This window comes from Pseudoalteromonas tetraodonis (assembly GCF_002310835.1).
Classification (GTDB): domain Bacteria; phylum Pseudomonadota; class Gammaproteobacteria; order Enterobacterales; family Alteromonadaceae; genus Pseudoalteromonas; species Pseudoalteromonas tetraodonis.
The window spans coordinates 649,666-674,351 of record NZ_CP011042.1 but is presented as its reverse complement, the minus strand read 5'-3'; the positions used below and the strand labels follow the sequence as shown (position 1 = coordinate 674,351).

Below are 24,686 nucleotides of genomic sequence, written 5' to 3'. Positions count from 1 at the left end.
TTATCAGTGTCTTTTTAACAAATTTTTAACTGAATGTCTTAGCAAATATGATTTCAATGAAATTAAAGAACAAAAATAATAATAAATAACTAGTTCTTTCAAGGATGACTTTGCCACAGTGCGTTTAATTTTTAGACTAGCAGAGCTAGATAAATAAGTGTTTAAAAGCACTATGGGGATAAATTTTATCCCCATAGTAACGCTTTATCTAAATTATTCATCTTGTTGGCACTGGCTTGTGATCGGTAATTGCCGAAGTACCTTCATCTGTGGATCTACAATAATATGATCAACAGGTTTAGCTTTAATGGTAATGACTCCTTCAATTGGTGTATAAACTTGAAGCTGGCCATTAATTGAAATGGGTACTGGCATTTTAAAAGGCGTCGCATCTTTTTCACTTTTGCTCCAATATAAATTGGCCACGTTATTTTGACGTTTCATGGTTAGTGTTGGCAATGCAGCTTGTTTTAAATACACATCAAATAGCCAGTTATAGTCTTTTTTTGTAATGCGATTAACAATATCAATAAACTGTTGCGTGTTGCGATATCGCGATTGAATTGGGTAACTGAGACTTTGCGTGTCGCTACTCCCGTAGATTAACTCGCGTGTTGCTTGCCAAAATAACTCATCACCAATTAACCAACGCAAAGTGTGTAATGTCCAGCCTCCTTTACCATAAATATCTGAGTTAAAAGCTTCTTTTGAGCTTAACTCACCCTCTTTAACAATAGGTTGGCAGTTTTTTATCCCTAAATAGGCTTTATACATTGCATGGTTATAAGCGGCCTCACCAAAGGTATATAAACTGTAAGACGGTTGCATGTAAAAGCCAAAACCTTCATGTAACCACGCATCATTCAATTGCTCGTGTGTCATTAAATTACCAAACCACTCATGCGCTAATTCATGCTGAATAAGCCAATCATAACCACTAGGGTCGCGAGTGTACCCTTTGCCATAAGCATTTATCGTTTGATGTTCCATGCCTAAATGAGGCGTTTCTACAAAGCCAAGTTTTTGTTGCCCCCATGGATATGGACCTAACACAGATTCAAAAAATGCCATTTGTTGATAAACATCGTTGGTGAGCAAATTACTGGCTTTTTGCCTATTTTCAGGTAACACCCAAAATTCCACAGGAATGTCAGTACCATTTATACTGGTATATTGCTGTTGAACACGCTCAAATGGGCCAATATTCAGCGCAATGTTGTAATCACTCGCAGGCTCAGATAAAAACCAATCAAACTCGGTAGTCTTGTTTTGTAATACAGTTATATTTTTTAGTACCCCGTTACTGGCAACATACAATCCAGTGGGTACCGTTACCCGTATACGCATACTATCGGCTTTGTCACTAAAGTGATCTTTACAAGGCCAAAATAAATCACAGCCCTCACCTTGCACCGCTGTTGCTATCCAAGGTTTACCATCGTTTGTTTCACTAAATACAAAACCACCACTCCATGGAGGGTTAAGCGCAATATGTGGCTTGCCTGAATAGTTAATGGCAACTTCAACCACTTCTCCAGGGTACTTTTTTTCATATAAGTTAATCGTGATCACACCATGAGAATGGAGAAATTCGGCTTTCTTATCAGCCACTGTTACTGTGTTTATACTAAAGCGACTATCGAGTTTTAGTTCAATTTGCTGAGTTTCTTTAACGACCCGAAATACTGTTTTCCCTGTGCCGGCTATCTGCTTTTCTTCTGGAAAAACGGCTAACTTAAGATCATAGAAAATAACATCGGTTGATTGAGCCACGCTAGATAATGGTTGACCAGTATTAGCAACGAGGGGATCTAATTTTGCAGGTTTGCTGGTGCAGGCACTGAGTATATATATCAATGTAACAACCAAGTAACACCTAATCACATGGTGCAAGAACAACATAAATAATAAGCTCTTATAATTATAATTTTTTAATATAATTACATAGTTTTACATTTATAGTGTTTAAAAAAGACGAATTGCTTATTTTTTAAGTTAACTAGTTACTTTATTTTACATTTAGCAAGGGATAAACCTTAAAAAGCTAATATATTTAAGGTTGTTTTTGCCATTTCATTTTATTATTGGTATCGCGTGAAGTGATAATGGTTTCATCACTACTTTGAATACCGCCAAGCTTGGCGAGCCGGTCATAAAGAACAACATTACAGGTTGCTGCTAAATTCATACACCCTATGGTTGGAATATAAACAACTTCATCGCACCATTTTAAAACGTCTTTTGGCACTGAACCATCCTCTGGGCCGAACACATAAAATGCGTTCTCAGGGTGGGTAAACTCAGGCAAGGGAGTGGCCCCTTCTATTAGCTCTATCACCACCACTTTAGCGCCTTGTGGTTTACTTGATGCTAAATTATCGGTAGCGGTTAATGGAATACGTTGCACTACATTTTTAGTATCGGTATGAAATTTCTGTGCGTTTAAATAACGGTTGCCAGTAAAAAAAACCTGCTGTGCGTCATAACAACCTGCGGCGCGTAATACGCCCCCCACGTTGGTCGGGCTTTTAGGATTAATTAAGCCAATACTTGCTTGTAATTTACTCATTAATTGCAATCCTTGGTTGGCCACTCGGCTATATACAAATCAAAATCTTCTAGCTTTACGTCACAGTCTTTTACGGTTTTATCTTTAACAGAAATGTTTAGCTCGTGCATTTTAGTTTTATCGCCGTTATTAAGTAACGGATGCCACGTTGCTAATCCACGTCCTTCGTGAAGTCGGCGATAGCTGCAGCTTTGCGGCATAAAGAAAATGTCTTTGAGGTTTTCTTTGGTAAGCTTAACGCAAGAAGGCACTAAGGTTTGGCGGGTTTCGTATTCACTACAACCACAGGTTGTGTTATCAAGGTATTGGCAAACAATATTGGTAAATATAAGTTGCTCACCTTCTCTTAGCTGATCGGTGGCGGTAAAGTCATCTTCGTCTTCGCTGTCAATAAAGGTGTTTAAACAACACTTTCCGCATCCGTCACAAATGGCTTCCCATTCTTGCTGGTTCATTTCATTGAGACTTTTGCTAAGCCAAAATTGGGTTTTTGCTAATTGTTGATCAAACATGGTGTTCTCGCGCCTTTTAAGAGCGCGCATTCTAACGTATTGCAGCAAAGCGCGCAAAGCCAATCCCTGTTCAAATAATGACTTTGCGCGATTATGTTACTGCTGAGATTTAACCCAACGTTTAATTTTTTGCTCTAAGATAGGCATAGGCAATGCGCCATCTATTAATATTTGCGTATGAAAGGCTTTAATATCAAATTGCTCACCTAACTGCTGGTGGGCGTAATCTCTGAGCTCTTTAATTTTAAACTCACCCAATTTGTACGATAATGCTTGCCCAGGCCATGCAATATAACGCTCAACCTCAGCAATAACATCGCTTTTTGCCATTGAAGAGTTTGCTAACATGTAGTCAATGCCTTGTTGACGTGTCCACCCTTTGGCATGAAAGCCTGTATCAAGCACTAAACGCATAGCTCTTAGCTGCTCATCGTTAAGACGCCCATACCACATATACGGGTCGGTAAATAAGCCAAGCTCTTTGCCAAGACTCTCTGCGTATAATGCCCAGCCCTCAGCAAACACCGTGTAGCCGCCAAATTTACGAAAATCGGGCAGGCTTTCCACTTCTTGTTGCAGTGCAATTTGAAAGTGATGACCTGGTGCTGCTTCATGAATAGACAGCGTTTCAAGTAAAAATTTAGGCTGCGCTTTTAAGTTGTAAGCATTAATGTAAAAGATACCCGGACGAGAACCATCTGGTGCAGGCCCTGCATAAGATGCCCCCGCTGCCGATTGCGCACGATACGCTTCTACTGCTTTAACAATGTAAGGGGCTTTAGGCTCAATATTAAATAATCGCGGTAAGCGCGCATCTATTTTTAGTTTAATATCTTCATAGGCGGCAATTAACTCATCGGCTGTTTTATAATAAAACTCATCTGAGTCACGTAAATGATCAAAAAACGATGCTAAATCACCTTCAAATCCCACGGTGTTTTTAACCGTTTTCATTTCACTTAAAATTCGAGCCACTTCACGTAAGCCAATGTCATGAATTTCATCTGCTGATAAACTCAACGTGGTGTTTTTCTTGATTTGATATTCGTACCACGCTTTACCATTAGGTAAATCAGCATAACCAACAGAATCGCGAGCATGAGGAATATAGTCGTTGAGTAAAAACTCACTCATACGCTGATAAGCGGGGACTAATTTATCTAAAATAAGCGTTTTATACTGCTCAGTGAGTTGCTGTTTTTGTGCATTAGAAAATGAGTCGGGCATGGCCTTTATTGGTGAATAAAATAATGAATCTTCTGCGTTAGTTACTACGTGCACTTTAAACTGAGGCAATAATTTTTTAGCCAATGGCATAGGCAATACCACGCCTTGTTTAACACCTTGCGCCATTGATTGTTCAACACTGGCTAACCATTTCACAAAACCATCAGCACGTTTAATAAATTGCTCATAGTCGGCAACAGTATTAAAGGGCTGTGCACTTTGCCCTGAACCAAATCCAGCAAAGGTATTATGTGCTCCCGACATTTGGTTAATCGGTAACAAATAATCTTTATATTGCATGCCCTCAAGCTTCAGGGCTAAATCTCGCGATAATACTTCAAAGTTAAGTAGCGCCTGCCCTGTTAATTGTGATTCATCGATTAGCGTTAAACGTTGTTGATATTTTTTATAAAAAGCAGTTTTTTTATCACGATTAGCCTGCGATATCACCGGCAAGAATTGATCATCGAATTCATGGCGACCGTTATAAGTGGCGCTTAAGGGATTAAAGGTTAATGACTCATCGTAGTACTGTGCAACGAGCACATCCAACTGTTGCTGTGCTGATAATTCGCTTATTACAGGCGCGACCGGCTGATTTGTGTTTAATTGTGAGCTGGTGCTCATACAACCACTTAAGGCAAACATAACGCTACTGGCAACCAGTGCTATTTTAATAACTTTCATAAAGATCCTTGTTAGTTTTTACCCGCCAATTATGCGGTTTTAAATGGCTTAAATAAAGCAATTACGGTGAGTGGGATTCGTCGCTAAATAATTTACTCAATAGCTAATGATTGCTACATTCAGGTAAATTTAAATAATTAAATAATAAAAATGATCAAAATAAAAAAACATTTACTAACTACATCAATCGCATTACTGAGCTTAACCAGCGCAAGTACACTGGCAACCACCTATATATCGGCCAAAGCTTTGCTTGATGTAAAAACTGGAGAGCTAAAAGCTAATCCGTTAATCGCGATTGACGAGGGTGTAATAAGCCAAATCCAATTTAATAAACAGCCAACGCTTACCAGTAATGATGAACTGATTAACCTACCTGAACTCACCGTAATGCCGGGGTTGATGGATATGCATGTGCATTTAACCAGCGATCCAACCGTTTCGCGCAGTGAACGTATAGGCCAATCAGTACCGCGTATGGCTATTAAAGCCAGTTACTTTGCTAAAAAAACATTAGAAGCCGGCTTTACCACAGTGCGTAACCTAGGTGCAGAAGGCTTTAGTGTTATTGCGGTTCGCGACGGCATTAATGCAGGTGATATTATTGGCCCTCGCATCTGGGCTGCAGGCCCTTCTTTGGGGATTACTGGCGGACACTGTGACAATAATCGTTTGCCTCCAGAAATGAAATATACCGCCTCGGGGGTTGCTGATGGCCCATGGGCTGTTCGCATTAAAGTACGTGAAAATATTAAATATGGCGCTAATGCAATTAAATTATGTGCAACTGGTGGGGTATTTTCTAAAGGCACAAAGGTGGGCATACAACAATACGCATTTGAAGAAATGAAAGCCATTGTGGATGAAGCGCACATGCGAGAATTACCTGTTGCGGCTCACGCACACGGCACTAACGGCATTAAAACAGCCATTAAAGCCGGTGTAGACAGCGTAGAGCATGCTAGCTTTTTAGACGATGAAGCGATTGAGCTTGCTATAAAGCACGGTACTTGGCTCTCTATGGATATTTACAATACTGAATATACACTGAGCTTTGGTGAGCAAAATGGGGTAGATGAAGAGAACCTAAATAAAGAACGCCTTGTTTCTAAAAAGCAAAGAGACAGCTTTAAACGCGCCGTTGAAGCTGGGGTTAACATGGTATTTGGTACAGATGCGGCTATTTATCCACATGGTGATAATGCGAAACAGTTCTCGCGAATGGTTGAATTTGGTATGAGTGAATTACAAGCTATTCAAGCCGCGACCATTAATAGTGCTAAATTACTAAAGGCAGATTCACAACTGGGGCAAATTAAAACTGGTTTTGCTGCTGATATTATAGCGGTGAGTGCTAACCCACTTAAAAATATTTCTACACTAGAGCGTATTCCTTTTGTAATGAAAGCCGGTGTCGTTTACAAGCAGTAAACCCAATACATCTTTATAAGGTTGAGCTTAGCTCAACCTTAACAATTTTTTAGCTAATGTAGCTAAACTGCCCATTTAATCATCAATACTTTATTTAAATTCTCTCTTGGTAAAGCCAACTAGCGACTGCAATACCCCGTTAATATTTTTAAATGTGATTGTTTTTAAATCACATTGTATAACTATCAAGCAAACACACCCATTAAAGTAAAAAAGTTTGAACTTTTTATTTTATTTTAAAATGATAACCATTATCATTCACGAAAATTAACAAATGCGAATGGTTATCACTCTATGAAAAGGTTTCAATACTCACTACTCACACTCGCGTGCTTAAACGCGCACTTGGCATTGGCAAACGAGTCACAAGTTAATTCCGATATTGAACGTATTAGTGTTTACGAGCAACAAAACCGAGTGGTAATGAGCTCAGGTTTGGCCACTAAATCTGATATGTCACTAATGGAAACCCCTGCACCCGTGGTCATTGTTGATAAAGCGCTAATTGCATCGCAAGGTATTGATAGTTTACAAGATGTGATCCGAAATGTAAGTGGTTTAACGCAAGCCGGTAACAACTATGGCATTGGTGATAATTTAGTAATTCGTGGTTTAGGTGCTAATTATACCTATGATGGCATGTACGGTGGTGCAGGATTAGGCAATACCTTTAATCCAACGCGTTCTTTAACCAATGTTGAATCAATTGAAGTATTAAAAGGCCCAGCAACTGGTTTATATGGCATGGGCAGTGCTGGTGGTGTGATTAACCTGATTGAAAAAAAGCCACAGTTTAACGAACAACATACCTTAGAAATGGATATTGGTCAGTGGGATAGTTATTCACTGGCACTCGATAGCACCAATGCAATAACAGACGACTTAGCTTATCGAGTCATGGCAAAAACCGCCTCTAGCGATGGCTTTCGTGATTTAAAAGAACAACGTGATGAAATTTATTCGTCTTTAAAATATGTACTAAATGATCAACATGCGTTTGTGTTATCGGGAGCCTATATCAAGGACGCCATTGCTGTGGATTCTATCGGCCATCCTATTCGTATTTTTAACAGTGAATCGGTAAACGGTTTAACTGCAGGTGAAGTATCAGGCGCCGATTTAGTGAATGACCCTACAGCAAGTGGCTTACAATTGAGTGAAGCACAACGAAATGAACTAGCTAACTCTTTGGCAAGCAATGATGGTTTAACACCCTTTAACTTTGGCACCAATGGCATAATATCACCGATGGCAAAGGATAACGAAGGTGAAGAGCTGCGTTTTAAATTAGCCCATAATTATTACATTAGTGATGATTTATTTGTTAATCAACAACTACAGTACCGTAATTACACCTCAAGTTTTGCCCGCCAAACAGGTGCTTACAACTACGTTTACTGGAAACGTAACGGCGTGATCAACCAAGACCCACGCGCACCGCTAGTTGTTGATGACGTGTTATACCCTTTTGCAGCCAGACGCCAAGAGTACCGCCAAGTAGAAGCGGATGAAAAATCATGGCAATACTTTTTAGATTTACGTTATGACTTTATGCTCGGTAACATAGAAAACGAATTACTGGTTAATGCCAACTATGAAGACCGTGATATTCGTTTTAAACAATATTCTATTTACGATGCTGATAAAGTCATTAAAAACAAAGCCGGTGAAGTTATTTACCAAGGCGCACTGCCGTATATTTTTGATATGCGTCAGCCAAATTGGCCTACAGGTGAATTTAATAATTACGATCCGCTTAAAACCAGCGATTATAATAAAAAAGTACAAGCATGGGGTTTAGGCCTTCAGCATGTTGCCTACATTAACGATAAAATCACCACCCGTATTGGGATTGCTCATAATCGTATAAAACAAAGTTACGAGCATTTTGGTGTTGACCCACGTTATAGTCAAAGCCGCGCAAACCCAACGCCAGAGGCAAACACCTCAGATAGCGGTTTAACGTACAATTTAGGGGCTACTTATCAATTAAGCGCTGACATGGCTTTATTTTTAAATCACTCAAAAGGTCGTACTGCCTACAGTGTACTTGGCTCTGTTGCTGGTAATGAAGCCGATAGAGAAGACTCAGAATCTGTTAGTAACGATTTAGGATTTCGTTTTAAAGCGTTTGATGACCAATTACTGGCTTCAATTGTAGTATTTGAAAGTGCACGTACTAATTTAGAATATGCCAACCCACTTTATGAAGCAGGCGTGTCTGCACCAAACGTAGTGGAAAGTTTCTTTGATGGTGAAGAACAAACCAAAGGTGTAGAAATTGACTTAAATGCGTATTTGAACGATCAATGGAAAGTTAACATCAACGGTGTTTATCAAGATGCTAGAGATAAAACTAACCCTAACAGCACAAGCTTTGATACTCGCCAAAAAGGCGTGCCTTATGTAACTGCTAGCTCATGGGTAACTTACTCTGCGGCGTTATTTGAATTACCTCACGCAGTAGATTTAAGCGCAGGCTTAACGTTTGTTGATAAGCGCAGTACTAACTCAAGTTCGTTCGGTATTGATAACGGCTACGTCCCTGCTTATACCGTGTATGATGCTGCAGTTAGCTATAAAGCAGACAACTGGCAAATGCAATTAAACATTAATAACCTGTTTAATAAAAAATACTATTCTAAAGCCATGTTTTTAGGCGGTATGCCAGGTGAGGAAAGAAATGCAAAGTTAAGCTTTAGTTATACGCTTTAACACAATGCGCACAAGCCAGGTTGGTTTGTGCGCACTATATTTTGGTATAGTTAGATTGTAACAACTATACGACCGTTAATTTCGCCTTTGAGCATGTCATCGAAAATTTCATTAATATCTTCGAGTTTTTTCTCTTCAATGATAGCTTTTACTTTACCTTGTGCGGCAAATTCAAGGCATTCTTGCAGGTCTTTACGTGTACCTACAATAGAACCAACCACAGAAACACCATTTAGCACAGTATCAAAAATTGGCAGTGGCATATCTTCTGGTGGTAAGCCAACTAATACGCATTTGCCCCCACGGCGAACACTTTTATACGCTTGTTCAAACCCAGGTTTTGATACTGCGGTACAAACAACAGCGTGCGCCCCACCTACTTGCTCAAAAATAGCCTCACTTGGCACCACTTCTTTAAAATCAAGCGTAATATCAGCGCCTAACTCTTTAGCTAGGGCCATTTTTTCTTTGCCTGTATCTACAGCAATAACATTAAAGCCCATTGCTTTTGCATATTGCACCGCTAAGTGACCTAAACCGCCCACACCAACAATAGCAACCCATTGACCCGGTTTTGCATCTGATACTTTTAATGCTTTATACGTTGTTACGCCGGCACAGAATAACGGGGCAGCTTCAGCAAAGCCTAATCCTTCCGGTATTTTGATGATGTAATCACCATGTGCTAAACAATATTCTGCATAACCACCGTCAATTGAGTAACCGGTATTATGTTGCGATAAACACAGGGTTTCACGTCCATCTAAACAAAATTCACAATGGCCACAGGCGCTATACAACCAAGGTACACCCACTCGGTCGCCCACTTCTAAATGTTTAATATTACTGCCTAGTTTTTCTATCACACCCACGCCTTCATGACCTGGTACCAATGGCATTTTTGGTTTTACCGGCCAATCACCATGACACGCATGTAAATCGGTGTGACATACACCACAAGCGGCTATTTTTACCAGCACATCGTTAGGACCTACCTCTGGGATTGGTAAATCGGTGATTTCTAACTTGCCTTTATATTCTGTATTTATTGCTGCTTTCATAGTCATTCCATCGTTTATAAAAAATTATGCTATTTAACAAAGGCGTTAAACAACAATGTCATGTTGCATACCCGCAACATAACCCACTATAAATGCTTAAATATTAATCTATATCAATCATTAGTCGTAAAACGTGGTTTTTTATCCAAGCTAAACGCTTGCCATACTTAACCAGCGTGCTAGCATAGATTTCATTTATTTTTGAAACTTGTAACAATGACATTATCAGAAAAAAACTTTGCCTTTGTAATGCATTGTGGCGAGATGGGCAGCCGCTGGGGATTTAATCGTACAATCGGCCAAATGTGCGGGTTACTTATTATTACCAAAGATCCAATGACGGCAAACCAAATCGCAGATGCGCTGAGTATTTCACGCGGTAACGTAAGTATGGGAATTAAAGAATTACAATCTTGGCAGCTGATCAAGGTAATGCATATCCCAGGAGATAGAAAAGAATACTATGCACCTGCAGGCGATATTTGGGATATGGCTAATCGCGTGTTTGAAGAACGTAAAAAGCGTGAAGTAGAACCTACGCTTAGCTTACTCAGAGATAATTTATTAGATGAAGCAAGTAACGACGATGAAATTTATGCACAAAAACAAATGGGCGAAATTCATAACTTACTTGAAACAGTGACTAAATGGTCGTCAGAATTACAACGCTTAACCCCAGAGCAGCTCAACAAACTAATGAAGCTAGGTTCAGGCATTGGCAAAGTCATTGACCTTAAAGATAAAATATTCAAAAAAGAGCAGTAAACCATTAAAAAGCCGCAATGAGCGGCTTTTTAGTTATTCGTCTTAGCTTAAATTTTTGGGTAAGCAATTCTATCTGACAAATAACCTACGCTGGTTGCAAAGTAATATGATCGATTCCAGTGCATAAATACTTTGTAGTTATCGTATGCTAAATACATGCGTCCATTTATATCATCCGGCATCACCAGTGCTGCATCTACAGCAACCGTAGGTAAATCACTGCCATCAACACGACGAACACCTAATGCTTGCCAATCTGCTAAAGAGCGCTCTGATTTATCCCAGTACTCTAGCCATTGCTTTCGGGTTTTAGTACCGCGCTTTAATATATACTGCTGGTCAAAATCAGCAGGTAATTGAACTTGGCGACCCCAGGTTAAGTTGTCATTCCAACCCTCTTGCTTTAAGTAATTTGCAATTGAAGCAAACGCGTCTTCTTTGGTTGTCCAAATATCTTTGCGGCCATCGTTATTGTAATCAACGGCGTAAGCATTAAATGAGGTTGGCATAAACTGGGTTTGCCCCATTGCACCCGCCCACGAGCCTTTAAATTTATCAAGCGTGATATGTCCCGACTTTAATATATCCAGTGCTGCCCACAATTGGCGTTTGTATAACGCTTCACGACGTCCATCAAATGCTAAAGTTACTAAGGATGAAATAACATTGTGGCCGCCTTGAATAGCGCCAAAATTACTTTCTAAACCCCAAATAGCCACAATAAAACGCGCTTGAACACCAAAGTCTTTTGCTACTTTTTCTAAGACTTCTTGGTTTTCTTTATACAATTTACGCGCACGATCTATTTTCCATTGCGGTACTCGTTTTGGTAAATACGTTTCCAGCGTTTCTTTTACTTCTGGCTGGTTTTTGTCTGCTGAAATGACTTTTTCTTTATAAGATGCAGTGGCAAATGCTTGCTCAATTAACTGAGTATCGTAGCCTTTTGCTATTGCCTCTTGCTTTAAATTAGTAAGATATTGTTGAAACTCAGCTTGTGTTTTTGCCATCACCGATGAGCTTAAACACACACCACACAATACAACCGCTAATTTTTTAATCACTATCTGCTCCATTTTGTTTTCTTAATTGACTTAGCAAGTTTTCCTCTGGTGGCGGAATTTGTAAATAATAGCCTTGGTCGCTAAGCGACTGTTTTAAAGTGTCTAAATCCGCAACGCCTAATTGAGTCCGCTTCGCTAAGTTAATGATCATCACGTACTGAGGTTGACCAAACATGGCCATTAAAGGTTCCGGAACTTTACTAAAATCGTCTCTTTTTTCAATAAATAAGAAAGTATCTGCTTTTTTCTTACTTTTATATACCGCAGTTAGCATTATGGCCCTATAAAATCTTGCTTAACAGTGCTACACACTATAACATGGCAATAATAATAAGTTATAAAAATTAGTGTGGAAACTGTAATAAAAGCCTTGTTCAGCCTAGGTTTATATAAAGTTACATGCTAACTAGACAATCCAGTTGAGCATCTATGTCGGACCAAATTTTTGAGCTAAAAGGCAACCTTTTTACGTTATCAGTTTTACATCTTTATAGTACTGATATTAACCTTTTAGCAGAACAACTGTATGTAAAAATTGCCCAAGCCCCAAAGTTCTTTGAGGGTGCCCCCATTGTCGTCAATTTAATTGAAGTAAAAAACAGCGCAATCGACTTTGTTCACTTAAAATCGCTTATTGAACGCATGAGCTTTAATGCTGTAGGTGTATGTAATGGTTCGGATGAACAGCATAAACAGGCAAAAGCCGCAGGGTTATCTGTTTTAAACTATTCACAAGACGTTAAGAGTGAACCCGCAAGAGTAGAGTCAAATACTTCGGTTGTAGAAAAAACCGTGTATTTACCAGCGCAAATTATTAATGGTGCGGTGCGCTCAGGCCAACAAGTTTACGCCAAAGACCGCGACTTGGTGGTGTTAGGCGCGGTAAGCCATGGCGCAGAAGTGATTGCCGATGGCAATGTACATATTTACGGAACCCTACGAGGGCGTGCAATTGCCGGCGCAAAAGGGCTCGAAAACGCATACATATTTTGTAATAAATTAGAAGCAGAACTCGTTTCAATCAATGGTAATTACTGGATCAGTGACTCACTGCAAGGTGAACACTGGGGTAACGCAGTTCAAATACAACAAAAAAATGAATCTTTAGAAATTTCAGCTTTGGTTAAAGGATAAATCTCATGGCAAAAATAATTGTCGTTACCTCGGGTAAAGGGGGTGTTGGTAAAACAACATCAAGCGCAGCAATTGGTACAGGCTTAGCATTAAAAGGCTACAAAACTGTTATCATCGATTTTGATATCGGCTTACGTAATTTAGACCTCATCATGGGTTGTGAACGTCGCGTAGTGTATGACTTTGTTAATGTGATCAATGGCGAAGCTAACCTTAATCAAGCACTCATAAAAGACAAACGTGTAGAAAAGTTATTTTTACTTCCTGCTTCACAAACTCGCGATAAAGACGCACTCACCCGTGATGGTGTTGAACGCGTATTGAACGAGTTAAAAGAAGACTTTGACTATATTGTTTGTGATTCTCCTGCAGGTATTGAAGCCGGAGCTATGATGGCGATGTACTTCGCTGATGAAGCGATAGTTACAACCAACCCTGAAGTCTCGTCAGTACGAGATTCGGATCGTATTCTAGGCATTTTACACAGTAAATCGAAACGTGCCGAAGAAGGATTAGAAAACATTAAAGAGCATTTGCTAATAACACGCTATAATCCAGATCGTGTATCAAAAGGTGAAATGTTATCTGTTGAAGATATCCAGGACATCCTAGCCATCGACTTACTAGGTGTCATTCCTGAATCTCAAGCAGTGCTTAGTGCATCAAACTCTGGACAACCGGTAATTCTTGATAGCGAATCAGACGCAGGTCAAGCTTATGCTGATGCGATCAGTCGTTTATTAGGCGAAACGGTTGAATTTAGATTTTTAGATGTAGAGAAAAAGGGTTTATTCAAACGGATATTTGGAGGTTAATGTGTCTTTACTTGACTACTTCCGCTCAGAAAAGAAAAACAGTGCGTCATTAGCAAAAGAGCGATTGCAGATCATTGTCGCGCACGAGCGTTCTCAGCGTGGAACACCAGATTACTTGCCACAATTAAAGCAAGATATTCTTGATGTCATTCGTAAGTACGTTAATGTAGGCGCCGATGCGGTTCAAGTTCAGTTTGATCAAAATGAAGACGATTTAGCGGTACTCGAGCTCAATGTCACATTACCTGACGAAGAAAAGAAATAATAAAAAAGGGCGCTAAGCGCCCTTTTTATTTTTTACATCAAGCTATTTAATACTCTAATTATCCCACTCTTTTAGCGCATCTTTAACAAAATCATATCGCCATGAGCTGATTAAATCTGGTTTTATGTGTTTTTCTTTTTGCTGAGCAGTTAACTTCCAGTTCCAACTAATTAGCTGATTTATTTGCTTTTTAGAGGCCATAACGTCTTCTGGAATGTTATGCTCTTTAGCAACTTTAGTAATTTTTTGTTTGATCTCCTTCGCTACTTTTTTATAGGTAGGAAAATCAATTAACCGCTTTAATACTTGTGGGTGTTGCTCAGCTGGAATGGCTTTGGCCTGCTCAATACACTTTAAAATTTCAACCCCAGAACGATTCACTTCAATGGGTTCTACCCCAGGAATTTGTCTCAGAGCATTTAAACTTGAAGGGCCTCGTTTGGCAATTTCGGTCATATTGTGCTCTTTAAGCACAAAATTAAGCGCTAGATTTTTACGAATAGCTTTATTTCGACGCCATACTGCTAACTCTTTAAGTACCGCTAGTTCATGCGGCTTAAGTTGCCATGCATTTTTAATTTCTTTGTAAAGTAGTTCATCCGGAATTTGAAAAGCACGTTTATTGGCAACTAATTCACTTTCATTGATCACAATATCAAATAAATCAGCGGCTTTAATGCTATCTATAATTAACTCAAAACAAGGCAGCAGGTGATACGTATCAGCAGCAGCGTATTCAAGTTGCTTTTGGGTAAGGGGGCGTTGTAACCAATTAGTGCGCGATTCGCTTTTATCAATCTCAATATTCAATAATGTTTTCACCATTAAGGCAAAGCCCATACAGTTTCCCTCACCTAATAGCTGAAGTGCAAACTGGGTATCGAATAAAGGATAAGGAACAAACCCTGCGTACTTTTGAAAAACTTCAATATCTTCTGAGGGTGAATGGAGTACTTTTAGCACTTTAGGATCTTTAAGTATTTGCCAAAAATCAAACAAGGAAAGCTCGGCAAGCGGGTCAATAAGCGCTAAATGTTCACCATCATAAACTTGAATAAGTGCAACTTCTGGATACAAAGTACGGCGGCGCATAAACTCGGTATCAATAGCAAGAATGGGTTTGTTTTTAATTTGTTCTACAAACGTATTAAGCTCATTTTGGGTTTGGATCAATTGGTAGTGCACTGAGTCTCCTACAATAAAAAAGCCGACTGATGTCGGCTTTTTTATAGTTGCTAATCTTTTAAGGCTCTTCTGAGAATTTTACCCACGTTAGTTTTGGGTAACTCATCCTTAAACTCAACGAGTTTAGGAACCTTGTAATTAGTTAAATTATCACGACAATGTTTTATTATATCTTTTTCAGTTAAAGAAGGGTCTTTTTTCACAACAAAAACTTTAACTTGTTCACCACTAATGTCATGAGGGATACCAACCGCGGCCACTTCAAGGACGCCTTCGTGCATGGCAACCACTTCTTCTATTTCATTTGGGAAAACATTAAAGCCTGAAACAATAATCATGTCTTTTTTACGATCAACAATGTAGAAAAAACCTTCGTCATCGTAAGTGGCAATATCACCAGTTGCAAACCAGCCATCTTTCAAACATTCAGCTGTTGCATCAGGGCGATTATAGTAACCAAGCATTACTTGCGGACCTTTTACCCACAGTTCACCCGGCTCACCTTTAGCAGCTTCTTCACCGTTATCGAGCATTAATTTAATGTCAGTACTTGGCGCAGGTAGACCGATAGAGCCATTATAAGCTTCTAAATCATACGGGCTAATTGTGACTAAAGGAGAACATTCTGTCAGGCCATAGCCTTCCATTAGTTTGCTGTTAGTGACCTTTTGCCATTTTTCTGCAACAGGGCGTTGTACTGCCATGCCGCCGCCTAATGACATTTTAAGGTGACTAAAATCAAGCTCAGAGAAACCTGGGGTATTTAATAAGCCATTAAATAAAGTGTTCACCCCTGTAATAGCAGTAAATTTATGCTGACTAAGCTCTTTTACAAATCCAGGCATATCACGTGGATTAGTAATTAAAACGTTTAAGCCGCCGTATTTCATAAATGCTAAACAGTTCGCTGTTAATGCAAATATATGATAGAGCGGTAGCGCGGTAATAACCACTTCTTTACCACGCTCAAGCACGTTATCTAAACAACCAGATACTTGCTCAAGGTTACCCACCAAATTACCGTGGCTCAACATTGCCCCTTTAGACACACCGGTTGTACCACCGGTGTATTGTAAAAATGCTAAATCGCTTAAGTTAACCTCTGGGCGCTTATAGCCATTTAGATCAGCTTTTAATAAATCACAAAAGTTAATCGTGTTAGGCAACGTATAGCTTGGTACCATTTTTTTGAAATGCTTAACAACAAAATTGACTAAATGCTTTTTAAGACCACCCATCATGTCACCAACCTGCGTAACCACAATGTGTTTAACGTCAGTATTAGGCAGTGCTTTTTCAAGCGTCACAGCAAAGTTAGCAAGAATAAATATTGCTGATGTTTCAGAATCTTTTAATTGGTGCTCTAGCTCACGAACGGTATATAGCGGATTAACGTTAACCACCACACACCCTGCGCGTAAAATACCTAATATAGCAATTGGGGTTTGCAACAAGTTAGGCATCATAACAGCGACTTTATCGCCCTTTTTTAATCCTAAATCGTTTTGAATATAAGCCGCAACACGTTTTGTTGCCGCGTCAATTTCGTTATATGACAATGTTTTACCCATATTAGTAAATGCAGGTAAATCTTTGTAATCATTAAAACTTTTTTCAAACACTTCGAGTAACGAGTTGTAGTGCTCAGGATCGATTGTTTCAGGCATACCTTCTGGGTAGCGCTTAAGCCAGATTTTTTCCACTCTTAGCCCCTGTTTATAATTATATTTTTATTAACCTTAATCTAAGTAAGGCACTTTCACAATTGAGCAAATACTCTAATCTAGAGATAATCCCACATTTATCGGTAATATACAATTAACATGCACTACTTTGCACCATAAATGCGTGAATGTGTTCAAAACATAGTCCACTACTTTGCATATGGCAATGATGCCCACCAGGCACATCTATTACACTCAAGTTATTGTAATATTTACTATACTTGTCTAGATTTTGTTTTACAAATGGATAACCTTGATCACCTAATATTAATTGGCATGGTGCAATTAATTCTTTTATTGCACCAATACATTGCGCTTCATCAAATCGAAAACCTGAGTGATTTTTAAGCTTAGGATCGCAAGTTAGCTCAAAACCACTGTGCATTTGTTTTATATTTCTGTCCATCAGCAATGCAATTTGTTCATTATTTAAATCAGTTGTTTTTGCACGTGCTTGATAAATTTGTTGTTTTGAAGTGTATACCCGTGATTTTTTTGTACTAAGCCTTGCTCGGTTTAGTATGGCATTTCTTAGCTGAGAACACACTTCATCGCTATCGGTAGTAACACAACCTAAACCTTCAATAAAAGAAACAGATTTTACATACTCACTAAAACAACTAGCAAATAGTCCTGCAACCATAGCCCCCATAGAATGACCAACTAAGTGTACCTTCTTTAACTTAAGCGCTGTGATTAATGCATACACATCATCCACATAATCAATAAAGTAGTAATGTGCCTGAGGGCTTCGCCAAGATGACAGTCCATGCCCTGGAAAATCAATGCAATACCATGTTTGCGAAGTTGCAGCTCGACTCAGCATAGGCACAAAGCTAGCACTATTATCTAGCCAGCCATGCAAAGCGATAACGACGTCTTCACCGTCTCCAAATTTAATACCGTGTATATCTAGGTCATTAGCTTTTACCGAAAATGGTTGCAACGCAAACCTCTACTTTTTTATTTGGTTATGGCCATAACATACAAGAGTTAATACACAAATAATAGAACTGAACTAATAGAACACACACTTAAATTTCGAGATTTCATAACATATTCATTTATTTATCTTGCTATCGGTATACAATAATAGTCGCTATTAAAATAAGTACACTTAAAGGGTACACACAATGAAAAAACAGTTCGGCTTATTAGCGCTTTTATGTACAACAGGAGCATTCGCTCAAACAGCGCCTAAAAATGTTATTTATATGATTGGTGATGGCATGGGTCCCGCTTTCACTACCGCTTATCGATATTACAAAGATGACCCTACAACAAAAGAAATAGAAACAACCGTTTTCGACACTATGTTAAAAGGCATGGCGCACACTTATCCTGATGACCATACTTATGTAACAGACAGCGCAGCAGGTGCAACTGCACTTAGCAGCGGCCATAAAAGTTATAATGGCGCAATCGCTGTCGATACGGCCAAAAAACCGGTTAAAACCATGCTAGAAATTGCAAAAGAGCAAGGAATGACAACAGCGTTAGTGGCTACTTCACAAATTAACCATGCAACACCTGCAAGTTTTGCCGCGCATAATGAATCAAGAAGAAATTATGATGACATCGCAAACGACTACATTGACAATAAAATTGCTGGTAAATTACCGGTTGATTTAATGTTAGGCGGTGGAACTCAATATTTTATTCGTGATGACAGAAACTTAGTCGACGAATTTAAAAAAGCAGGTTATCAATACGGCGACGATATTAAAAACTTAGGTCAAATCACACAAATCCCTGCCATTGGTCTATACGCACCTAAGGGATTACCTTTTGCGCTAGATGAAAACCCTACGAGATTAAAACAGTTAACCTCTAAAGCGTTTGATTTGCTTGATGGGCAAAACGATAAAGGCTTTTTTGTAATGATTGAAGGCAGCCAAATTGACTGGTGTGGCCACGCAAATGACATTGCTTGTGCAATGGCTGAAATGGATGACTTTGCAAAATCAATCGAGACGGCAAAAGCGTATGTAGATAACAACCCAGACACTATTTTAGTGATCACGGCTGATCACTCTACAGGCGGTTTAACCATTGGCGCGCATGGCCAATATAAATGGGAAACCGACATTATCAAAGGTGTTAAAGCCACTGCGGGTACATTAACCAAATTATTAATGGGATCAGATAACCTTAAAACGGTATGGCAGGCTAATACCCGTATTGAGTTTACAACTGAAAACGAAATTAAACTTAAGCAAGCTAAAGCCATGGGTGAAAAAACCCTTAATTTAGCGGTTAAAAGCATTATCAATGATTTAAGTTTCACTGGTTGGACAACGGGCGGACATACCGCTTCCGATGTGCAAGTATTTGCCTATGGTAAAAATAGCGATGACTTTATTGGTTCGCAAAACAATACTGACATAGCTAAAAAACTGATTAGTTACATAGAACAGTAATCGCTGTTATGAAAATAAAAAGCCCGAATAATTTATTCGGGCTTTTTATTTGGCTATTAATTTTATAATTAAGCGTATATATCAACACCAATTAAGCTTTGAACTTCAGCTCTTCGCTCTAAATTAGCAAACTCAGTGTAAGTAGAAATTGCCTTACTGACTTGCGCACTCGGTTGATCGTAAATAGTTTGGCTATATTGGGCCTCTTTGGTGTTCGCTTTTACAAACTCTTTTGCGAGTTCAAGCCCTTCAGGACTGCTCTTAACATAATCTGTATTGGTTTTCTGTGGTATTGGCTGCTCTGATAGTCGTTCAGGCTTTGCCGTAACAACAGCAGTAGAACGCACCTTAGCAGGGATATCACCAGTAAAAAAACCAGAGCTTATAGGCAGCGACATTACGCTTCTCCAACCAACAACATGCTTAAATTATGATTTAAAATAGCTCAATATGCAAACAATACAACTTAGCGTTACTCGCGGCCTGGTAATTTTTTCCATGTCACTGTGTCACGCACATACTTAGGCTGAGCATCACTTGCTTTTACGCCATTACCTGCAAGGTACTGTGCATCCACTAACGCTAACATGTATTGTGCATCGGGTAGCGTAATTTCAGGGTGTACACTCACATTTGTAAATGTAGTTAATGCATCGGGGTAGCTTTTAAATCCAGTCCCCACGCCGGTTGCTGTTTTGTTTGTGTCTATCAATGAAGCATCAAGCAGTTCTGGCTTAAAAACACGTTCTTCACCTTGAAGTGTCATCAAATTATTATTAACTTGGTATTGAGCAAAGTATATTTCCCCCATACGCGCATCAATGCTTGGATAAACCACTTCATCGCCAAATTGTTCAAACGCTTGTTGCGCCATAACCGCTAAGGTAGAAACCCCCACTAGCGGTAAATTCGTTGAATACCCAAGCCCTTGTGCTATGGCCACACTAATACGAACACCCGTAAAGCTGCCTGGACCTTGGCCAAAGCCAATAACATCTAAATCTTTTAATTTACAATTGGCTTTATTAAGCAGCTCATCAATAAGTGGCAGAATTTTTTGGCTATGCTGCTGCGGACACTCTTCAAAATGATGAAATGTTTTACCCTGATAATGCAAAACAAGCGATAAAGCCTCAGTAGAAGCGTCTAGGGCGAGAATGTTACTTTTGATCATTTTTGTACTCAATTAATATGTTTTAAAAATGTATTTGCATCTTCTAAGCTACGTGTACGGCGCATTGGCGGTAAACTCTTTAAAAATACTTGTCCATATTGGCGTGTAACTAAACGATTATCGCAAATTACTAACACACCTTTATCTTTGTTATCACGAATTAAGCGACCTACGCCCTGCTTTAAGGCAATAACCGCTTGTGGTAACTGAATATGCGCAAACGGGTCTTTTCCTTGCATTTGGCAATCTTGCATTCTAGCCTGCAAAAGCGGATCATCGGGCGCTGCAAACGGCAGTTTGTCGATAATAACACAGCTTAAAGTACTGCCTCTTACATCAACCCCTTCCCAAAAGGACGCTGTACCGAGCAACACGGCATTACCATGACGGGTAAATTTTTCTAATATAATGCGTTTAGACATTTGCCCTTGCATGTAAACCGGATAGTCCATTTGTGTGGTTAAGCCCTCAGCCACCAAATGCATCATTCGGTAACTAGTAAATAGCACAAAACAACGCCCTTTTGCTGATTTTATGAGTTCGAGAGTTAACTTTACAATCGCATGCGGCATATTATCTGCGTGGGTTTCAGGTAAATAGCGCGGTAAGCACAATAGCGCCTGATTTTCATAATCAAACGGGCTATCTACCATCATACTTTGCTTTGGTTTTAACCCAAGGCTGGCATTAAAGTGAGTGAGTTCGTTGTCGACCGATAACGTGGCTGAGGTAAACACAAACCCTGCACCAGACTCTTTCATCATCAAAGCAAATTTAGCCGATACATTCAGTGGCGTTATATTTATGGTTAAATAGCGCCGCGTGGTTTCGTACCAATAACTAAAGCCTGTTTGGGCGGTATCAAATACGCGCTCTAACTGGCCTTTAAATGCCAGCACCCGCTCAAATGGGTGTTCAATTTTATCACTTCGCTCTAGGCAGTGTTTTAAAACCTGATACACAAATTCTAAATCACTAATAACGCGGTGTAATGCAGAGCAAATAAGCTTATTACTGAGCTTTTCACGCCAATCACCGCGGCTACCATCCACACCAAACTGCAATCTTAAATCGGCGACACTGGTTTCCAGTTTATTCAAACTTTTGCCTAATTGCAGCATGTCAGGAATTTCAGCGCGGTAAATAGCGCGTAAATCATTAATTAAATCCACCAGCTTTTTAGTACTCATGGTTTCGCCAAAATAGTCGCTGGCAATTTCACTTAACTGGTGGGCTTCATCAAATATATAAGCATCTGCGTTGGGCATTAGCTCTGCAAAGCCAGACTCTTTAACCGCCATATCGGCAAAAAATAGATGATGGTTAATCACGACAACGTCGGCATCCCCTGCCTTTAAACGCGCTTTACGAATGTAGCACTCTTGAAAGTCAGGGCACTCTTTACCTAAACAGTTATCTGCAGTCGAGCTGACATACGGCAACACTTTGGCATCTTCTTCAATACCAATACAGTCGGCTAAATCGCCCGTATGCGTTTCACTGGCAAATTTAGCAACCATAGCGAGCTGATGCATTACATCAGGGTCGTCTGTGGGTACGTGTGCAACATGTTGGGTAAGCCGATAAGTACATAAATAATTGGCACGCCCTTTTAACAATGCCGTTTTTTTAGCCGCGCCTAAGGCTTTTACTAACACAGGTAAATCACGATGATACAGCTGTTCTTGCAGTGCTTTAGAACCAGTTGAAATTATTGTTTTTCCTTTAGATTTAAGGGCTGGCGCTAAATAAGCAAAGGTTTTTCCTGTGCCAGTACCGGCCTCAACAACAAGCTGGGAACTTGTTTTTAATGCATCCTCAACAGCCACGGCCATATCAATTTGAGGTTGGCGTGGTGAGTATCCATCTATTGATAAAGCCAAAGGCCCGGTTGCACTAAACAGCTGTTTGATAATACCAATCACTTTATAAAAAATAATAGCGGGATTCTACGTAAGCTATTGATGAAGGGCAAGCCAAATAGCGTGAGAATTTGGCCTTTAAAGGGGCTTATGCCCCTGTTAATTATTGTGCATTTATAGTTAGCGTAATACCACTTGCATTACGATAGCCTTTAACATCTATGTGCCATACGCCTGCCTGGGGTGCAGAAATAGTGCAACTTTCTGTGTTGCCGTTTTTATATGGCCTACACACAAATTGTGTATTTGAAGATGGCGCACCGAAATTTAAATACAAATCAGCATCGCCGCTTCCGCCTGAAATAGCAACGTTTAGTGAGGCATAACCCGCGGCTAAACGTTGTTCAAAACGCTGCCAACCACCTGTATTTACGCTAACATTATCTTCTACGCGATTAATGGGCTCTAAAGCGCCTGCTGGCTCAAAACTGCCCGTCAAAGAAACATTACTAATTGCGCTGTATGCCTCAACCATGACATAGTAAGTGCCTTCATTGCTGGTTGGAATGTCGCAACGCTCATTACTTGTGGCAGAGGTACTTTTACAGTCGTAATCAGTTAACGTGGGCGCCTGATTATATTTAACGTATAAATCGGCATCGCCATTATCACCTGAGGTTTCAAAGCTTAAGTTTTGCGCTCCTTTTGGTACATTCAATGTATAGATAAGCTGCTCTTTAGCAGTGGCATTGATACCAGAAATTGGTTCACCATTGACTAACTCATTATTATTTGGCGGAGTGACATCACCGGCATTTTTTGCCAATTCAGCAACAAAGCTAACGGCTAAGTTAGCAAATTTAATTGCATGATCAGCGTCAAAATTACTGTCGTTTTGTGTATGTATCAGTGGGTTAATGTCATTCATTTTTGATTCGAAAGGCATAGAGGCCGCAAACCCTTGTTGATACCACGAAGCATGATCGGAGCAACCATACCCACATTGATCAAAGCCATAACTAATTTGTGGTAAGTAGGTGTCTATCAGCTGGGCTAAAAACTGGTTTTGAGCATTGGTGGTGTAATCCGTCATCATAATAATATCTTCGATACTGCCGTTATTACCAGTCATATCAAATTGCACCATGCCAACTACATTCTTACCCAGCGAACGATAGCTACTGGCTATAGCTTTAGACCCTTTTAACCCCACCTCCTCTGCTGCAAACGCCATTATTTGAATAGTTTTTTGCGGTTTATAATTTGTATCAACAATTGCTCTTAACGCTTCCGTTAACACTGCAATACCCGATGCATTATCATCCGCGCCAGGAGAGCGCCCTTGTGCTGGATTTGCTTGGTTAATCGAGTCTAAATGCCCCCCAATAATAACAATTTCATCTGCATTTTCAGCACCTGCAATGGTTACAATCACTGATGATTGCGCCCAGCTATGCTGATAACTCTCAATGGTTATATCACTTCGAACGCTGGCAATTTGTTGCCAATAACTTTGCAGCCACTGTGAGGCATCAACGCCGGTTTGCGAAGTATAATAACGATTATTAAAACTAGTGAGTGAATTTACAGTGCTTTGTAAATTAATTGGGCTTTGTGCACTAATTAAACTTTGTACTGTTTGCGCATTATCAATTGAATAATTAAAGGCTGATGTAGCTTGGCTATTTTGAACAACAGCTAATTGTTTTGCGTAATCATTCGCTTCTTCGAACGAACTATGCGCAACAAACCCACCACAACGGTTATAGTTCTGGTGCATAAACTCACTTAAATTGTTTACTGCGTCACGCGGTACACTGAGTAAATCAACGTCAGGTAAAATACTTGATTTTCTATGCGCAAATTGCATTTTTTGCAAAAATGTACCTTGTTCATGATGATAATGCTGGGCTGCAGTTGAGTCAATGGTGACCCAAATATTGTCTGGATTTTCATTTGCTAAGCAATTAAAACTTAAGGTTAAAGTAGTAATAACTGCTAACTGTTTAAAGTAGTTCATAAATATTCCTTATCTTGTCACTTTTATTTTAAGCATTAAAAAAGGGGCAAAGCCCC

Annotated in this window: 21 protein-coding genes; 7 read left to right on the top strand and 14 right to left on the bottom strand. The window is 39.5% G+C overall.

Annotated elements, in window-relative coordinates:
- Positions 1–213: 213 nt before the first annotated feature.
- The 4 genes from PTET_RS18720 to PTET_RS18705 all read right to left on the bottom strand — a co-directional run bounded on the left by PTET_RS18720 (position 214) and on the right by PTET_RS18705 (position 4,995).
- Positions 214–1,857, bottom strand: coding sequence for a M1 family metallopeptidase (locus PTET_RS18720; RefSeq protein WP_244186392.1), 1,644 nt, complete (start codon positions 1,855–1,857; stop codon positions 214–216).
- A 196-nt stretch (positions 1,858–2,053) separates the two neighbouring features.
- The gene (locus tag PTET_RS18715) at positions 2,054–2,569 is read right to left on the bottom strand and encodes an RNA methyltransferase (protein ID WP_013463320.1); all 516 of its coding nucleotides are present in this window, start codon (positions 2,567–2,569) and stop codon (positions 2,054–2,056) included.
- Positions 2,569–3,081, bottom strand: a complete 513-nt coding sequence (locus PTET_RS18710; protein ID WP_013463319.1) for a YcgN family cysteine cluster protein — start codon at positions 3,079–3,081, stop codon at positions 2,569–2,571. The genes PTET_RS18715 and PTET_RS18710 overlap by 1 nt, the downstream gene beginning before the upstream one ends.
- A 96-nt stretch (positions 3,082–3,177) precedes the next feature.
- The gene (locus tag PTET_RS18705; RefSeq protein WP_096039093.1) at positions 3,178–4,995 is read right to left on the bottom strand and encodes a DUF885 domain-containing protein; all 1,818 of its coding nucleotides are present in this window, start codon (positions 4,993–4,995) and stop codon (positions 3,178–3,180) included.
- Between the two features lie 159 nt (positions 4,996–5,154).
- Here PTET_RS18705 and PTET_RS18700 point away from each other — a divergent pair, with 159 nt between their 5' ends.
- A complete protein-coding gene (locus tag PTET_RS18700; RefSeq protein ID WP_174818640.1) occupies positions 5,155–6,426 on the top strand; it encodes a Xaa-Pro dipeptidase in 1,272 nt (423 codons plus the stop codon).
- A gap of 294 nt (positions 6,427–6,720) precedes the next feature.
- Entirely contained in the window at positions 6,721–9,141 is a 2,421-nt protein-coding gene (locus PTET_RS18695; protein WP_036954764.1) for a TonB-dependent receptor, read from the top strand.
- 50 nt (positions 9,142–9,191) lie between these two features.
- Here PTET_RS18695 and adhP read toward each other — a convergent pair whose 3' ends face one another.
- A complete protein-coding gene (gene adhP / locus PTET_RS18690; RefSeq protein ID WP_013463315.1) occupies positions 9,192–10,202 on the bottom strand; it encodes an alcohol dehydrogenase AdhP in 1,011 nt (336 codons plus the stop codon).
- Between the two features lie 216 nt (positions 10,203–10,418).
- Between adhP and PTET_RS18685 the strand changes: the two genes are divergently transcribed.
- Positions 10,419–10,967 (top strand): GbsR/MarR family transcriptional regulator, encoded by a 549-nt coding sequence (locus PTET_RS18685; RefSeq protein ID WP_013463314.1) that lies wholly within the window; start codon positions 10,419–10,421, stop codon positions 10,965–10,967.
- 47 nt (positions 10,968–11,014) lie between these two features.
- Here PTET_RS18685 and PTET_RS18680 read toward each other — a convergent pair whose 3' ends face one another.
- Both PTET_RS18680 and PTET_RS18675 read right to left on the bottom strand, forming a co-directional pair.
- Positions 11,015–12,031 (bottom strand): lytic murein transglycosylase, encoded by a 1,017-nt coding sequence (locus PTET_RS18680; RefSeq protein WP_013463312.1) that lies wholly within the window; start codon positions 12,029–12,031, stop codon positions 11,015–11,017.
- Positions 12,024–12,305, bottom strand: coding sequence for a YcgL domain-containing protein (locus PTET_RS18675; RefSeq protein WP_013463311.1), 282 nt, complete (start codon positions 12,303–12,305; stop codon positions 12,024–12,026). The genes PTET_RS18680 and PTET_RS18675 overlap by 8 nt, the downstream gene beginning before the upstream one ends.
- Positions 12,306–12,460: 155 nt before the next feature.
- On the opposite strand from PTET_RS18675, the gene minC reads away from it, so the two are divergent.
- Genes minC through minE form a run of 3 tightly spaced genes read left to right on the top strand, consistent with a single transcriptional unit; the run spans position 12,461 to position 14,245 of the window.
- On the top strand, positions 12,461–13,165 hold the full coding sequence (minC, locus tag PTET_RS18670; protein ID WP_013463310.1) for a septum site-determining protein MinC: 705 nt from the start codon (positions 12,461–12,463) through the stop codon (positions 13,163–13,165).
- A 5-nt stretch (positions 13,166–13,170) separates the two neighbouring features.
- Positions 13,171–13,980 carry a septum site-determining protein MinD gene (gene minD / locus PTET_RS18665; RefSeq protein ID WP_013463309.1) on the top strand — a complete coding sequence of 270 codons (810 nt, stop codon included), beginning with the start codon at positions 13,171–13,173 and terminating at the stop codon, positions 13,978–13,980.
- 1 nt (position 13,981) lies between these two features.
- Positions 13,982–14,245, top strand: coding sequence for a cell division topological specificity factor MinE (minE, locus tag PTET_RS18660; RefSeq protein WP_008111532.1), 264 nt, complete (start codon positions 13,982–13,984; stop codon positions 14,243–14,245).
- Between the two features lie 54 nt (positions 14,246–14,299).
- On the opposite strand, the gene rnd is transcribed toward minE, so the two are convergent.
- The 3 genes from rnd to PTET_RS18645 form a co-directional block, all read right to left on the bottom strand.
- Positions 14,300–15,430: a ribonuclease D gene (gene rnd, locus PTET_RS18655; protein ID WP_096039092.1), complete on the bottom strand. Its 1,131-nt coding sequence runs from the start codon at positions 15,428–15,430 to the stop codon at positions 14,300–14,302.
- A gap of 50 nt (positions 15,431–15,480) precedes the next feature.
- On the bottom strand, positions 15,481–17,133 hold the full coding sequence (gene fadD / locus PTET_RS18650; protein WP_041695994.1) for a long-chain-fatty-acid--CoA ligase FadD: 1,653 nt from the start codon (positions 17,131–17,133) through the stop codon (positions 15,481–15,483).
- Positions 17,134–17,248: 115 nt separating this feature from the next.
- On the bottom strand, positions 17,249–18,100 hold the full coding sequence (locus PTET_RS18645; RefSeq protein WP_013463306.1) for an alpha/beta fold hydrolase: 852 nt from the start codon (positions 18,098–18,100) through the stop codon (positions 17,249–17,251).
- A 187-nt stretch (positions 18,101–18,287) separates the two neighbouring features.
- Between PTET_RS18645 and PTET_RS18640 the strand changes: the two genes are divergently transcribed.
- A complete protein-coding gene (locus PTET_RS18640; RefSeq protein ID WP_013463305.1) occupies positions 18,288–19,574 on the top strand; it encodes an alkaline phosphatase in 1,287 nt (428 codons plus the stop codon).
- 68 nt (positions 19,575–19,642) lie between these two features.
- Here the strand turns inward: PTET_RS18640 and PTET_RS18635 are convergent, their stop codons facing one another.
- From PTET_RS18635 to PTET_RS18620, 4 genes are all read right to left on the bottom strand, one after another.
- A complete protein-coding gene (locus tag PTET_RS18635) occupies positions 19,643–19,972 on the bottom strand; it encodes a hypothetical protein (protein ID WP_013463304.1) in 330 nt (109 codons plus the stop codon).
- Positions 19,973–20,046: 74 nt separating this feature from the next.
- Complete coding sequence (gene tsaB / locus PTET_RS18630; RefSeq protein WP_036954768.1) at positions 20,047–20,748, bottom strand: tRNA (adenosine(37)-N6)-threonylcarbamoyltransferase complex dimerization subunit type 1 TsaB; 702 nt, start codon at positions 20,746–20,748, stop codon at positions 20,047–20,049.
- An 8-nt stretch (positions 20,749–20,756) separates the two neighbouring features.
- Positions 20,757–22,673 (bottom strand): ATP-dependent DNA helicase, encoded by a 1,917-nt coding sequence (locus PTET_RS18625; protein ID WP_013463302.1) that lies wholly within the window; start codon positions 22,671–22,673, stop codon positions 20,757–20,759.
- Positions 22,674–22,773: 100 nt separating this feature from the next.
- A complete protein-coding gene (locus PTET_RS18620) occupies positions 22,774–24,630 on the bottom strand; it encodes a M28 family metallopeptidase (RefSeq protein WP_013463301.1) in 1,857 nt (618 codons plus the stop codon).
- Positions 24,631–24,686 lie beyond the last annotated feature (56 nt).

Bases quoted from the DNA above. Each gene is read 5' to 3' on its own strand.
- PTET_RS18715 (WP_013463320.1), bottom strand. From the start codon at position 2,569: ATGAGTAAATTACAAGCAAGTATTGGCTTAATTAATCCTAAAAGCCCG.
- PTET_RS18710 (WP_013463319.1), bottom strand. From the start codon at position 3,081: ATGTTTGATCAACAATTAGCAAAAACCCAATTTTGGCTTAGCAAAAGT.
- PTET_RS18705 (WP_096039093.1), bottom strand. From the start codon at position 4,995: ATGAAAGTTATTAAAATAGCACTGGTTGCCAGTAGCGTTATGTTTGCC.
- PTET_RS18695 (WP_036954764.1), top strand. From the start codon at position 6,721: ATGAAAAGGTTTCAATACTCACTACTCACACTCGCGTGCTTAAACGCG.
- adhP (WP_013463315.1), bottom strand. From the start codon at position 10,202: ATGAAAGCAGCAATAAATACAGAATATAAAGGCAAGTTAGAAATCACC.
- PTET_RS18685 (WP_013463314.1), top strand. From the start codon at position 10,419: ATGACATTATCAGAAAAAAACTTTGCCTTTGTAATGCATTGTGGCGAG.
- PTET_RS18675 (WP_013463311.1), bottom strand. From the start codon at position 12,305: ATGCTAACTGCGGTATATAAAAGTAAGAAAAAAGCAGATACTTTCTTA.
- minC (WP_013463310.1), top strand. From the start codon at position 12,461: ATGTCGGACCAAATTTTTGAGCTAAAAGGCAACCTTTTTACGTTATCA.
- minD (WP_013463309.1), top strand. From the start codon at position 13,171: ATGGCAAAAATAATTGTCGTTACCTCGGGTAAAGGGGGTGTTGGTAAA.
- PTET_RS18640 (WP_013463305.1), top strand. From the start codon at position 18,288: ATGAAAAAACAGTTCGGCTTATTAGCGCTTTTATGTACAACAGGAGCA.
- PTET_RS18635 (WP_013463304.1), bottom strand. From the start codon at position 19,972: ATGTCGCTGCCTATAAGCTCTGGTTTTTTTACTGGTGATATCCCTGCT.
- tsaB (WP_036954768.1), bottom strand. From the start codon at position 20,748: ATGATCAAAAGTAACATTCTCGCCCTAGACGCTTCTACTGAGGCTTTA.
- PTET_RS18620 (WP_013463301.1), bottom strand. From the start codon at position 24,630: ATGAACTACTTTAAACAGTTAGCAGTTATTACTACTTTAACCTTAAGT.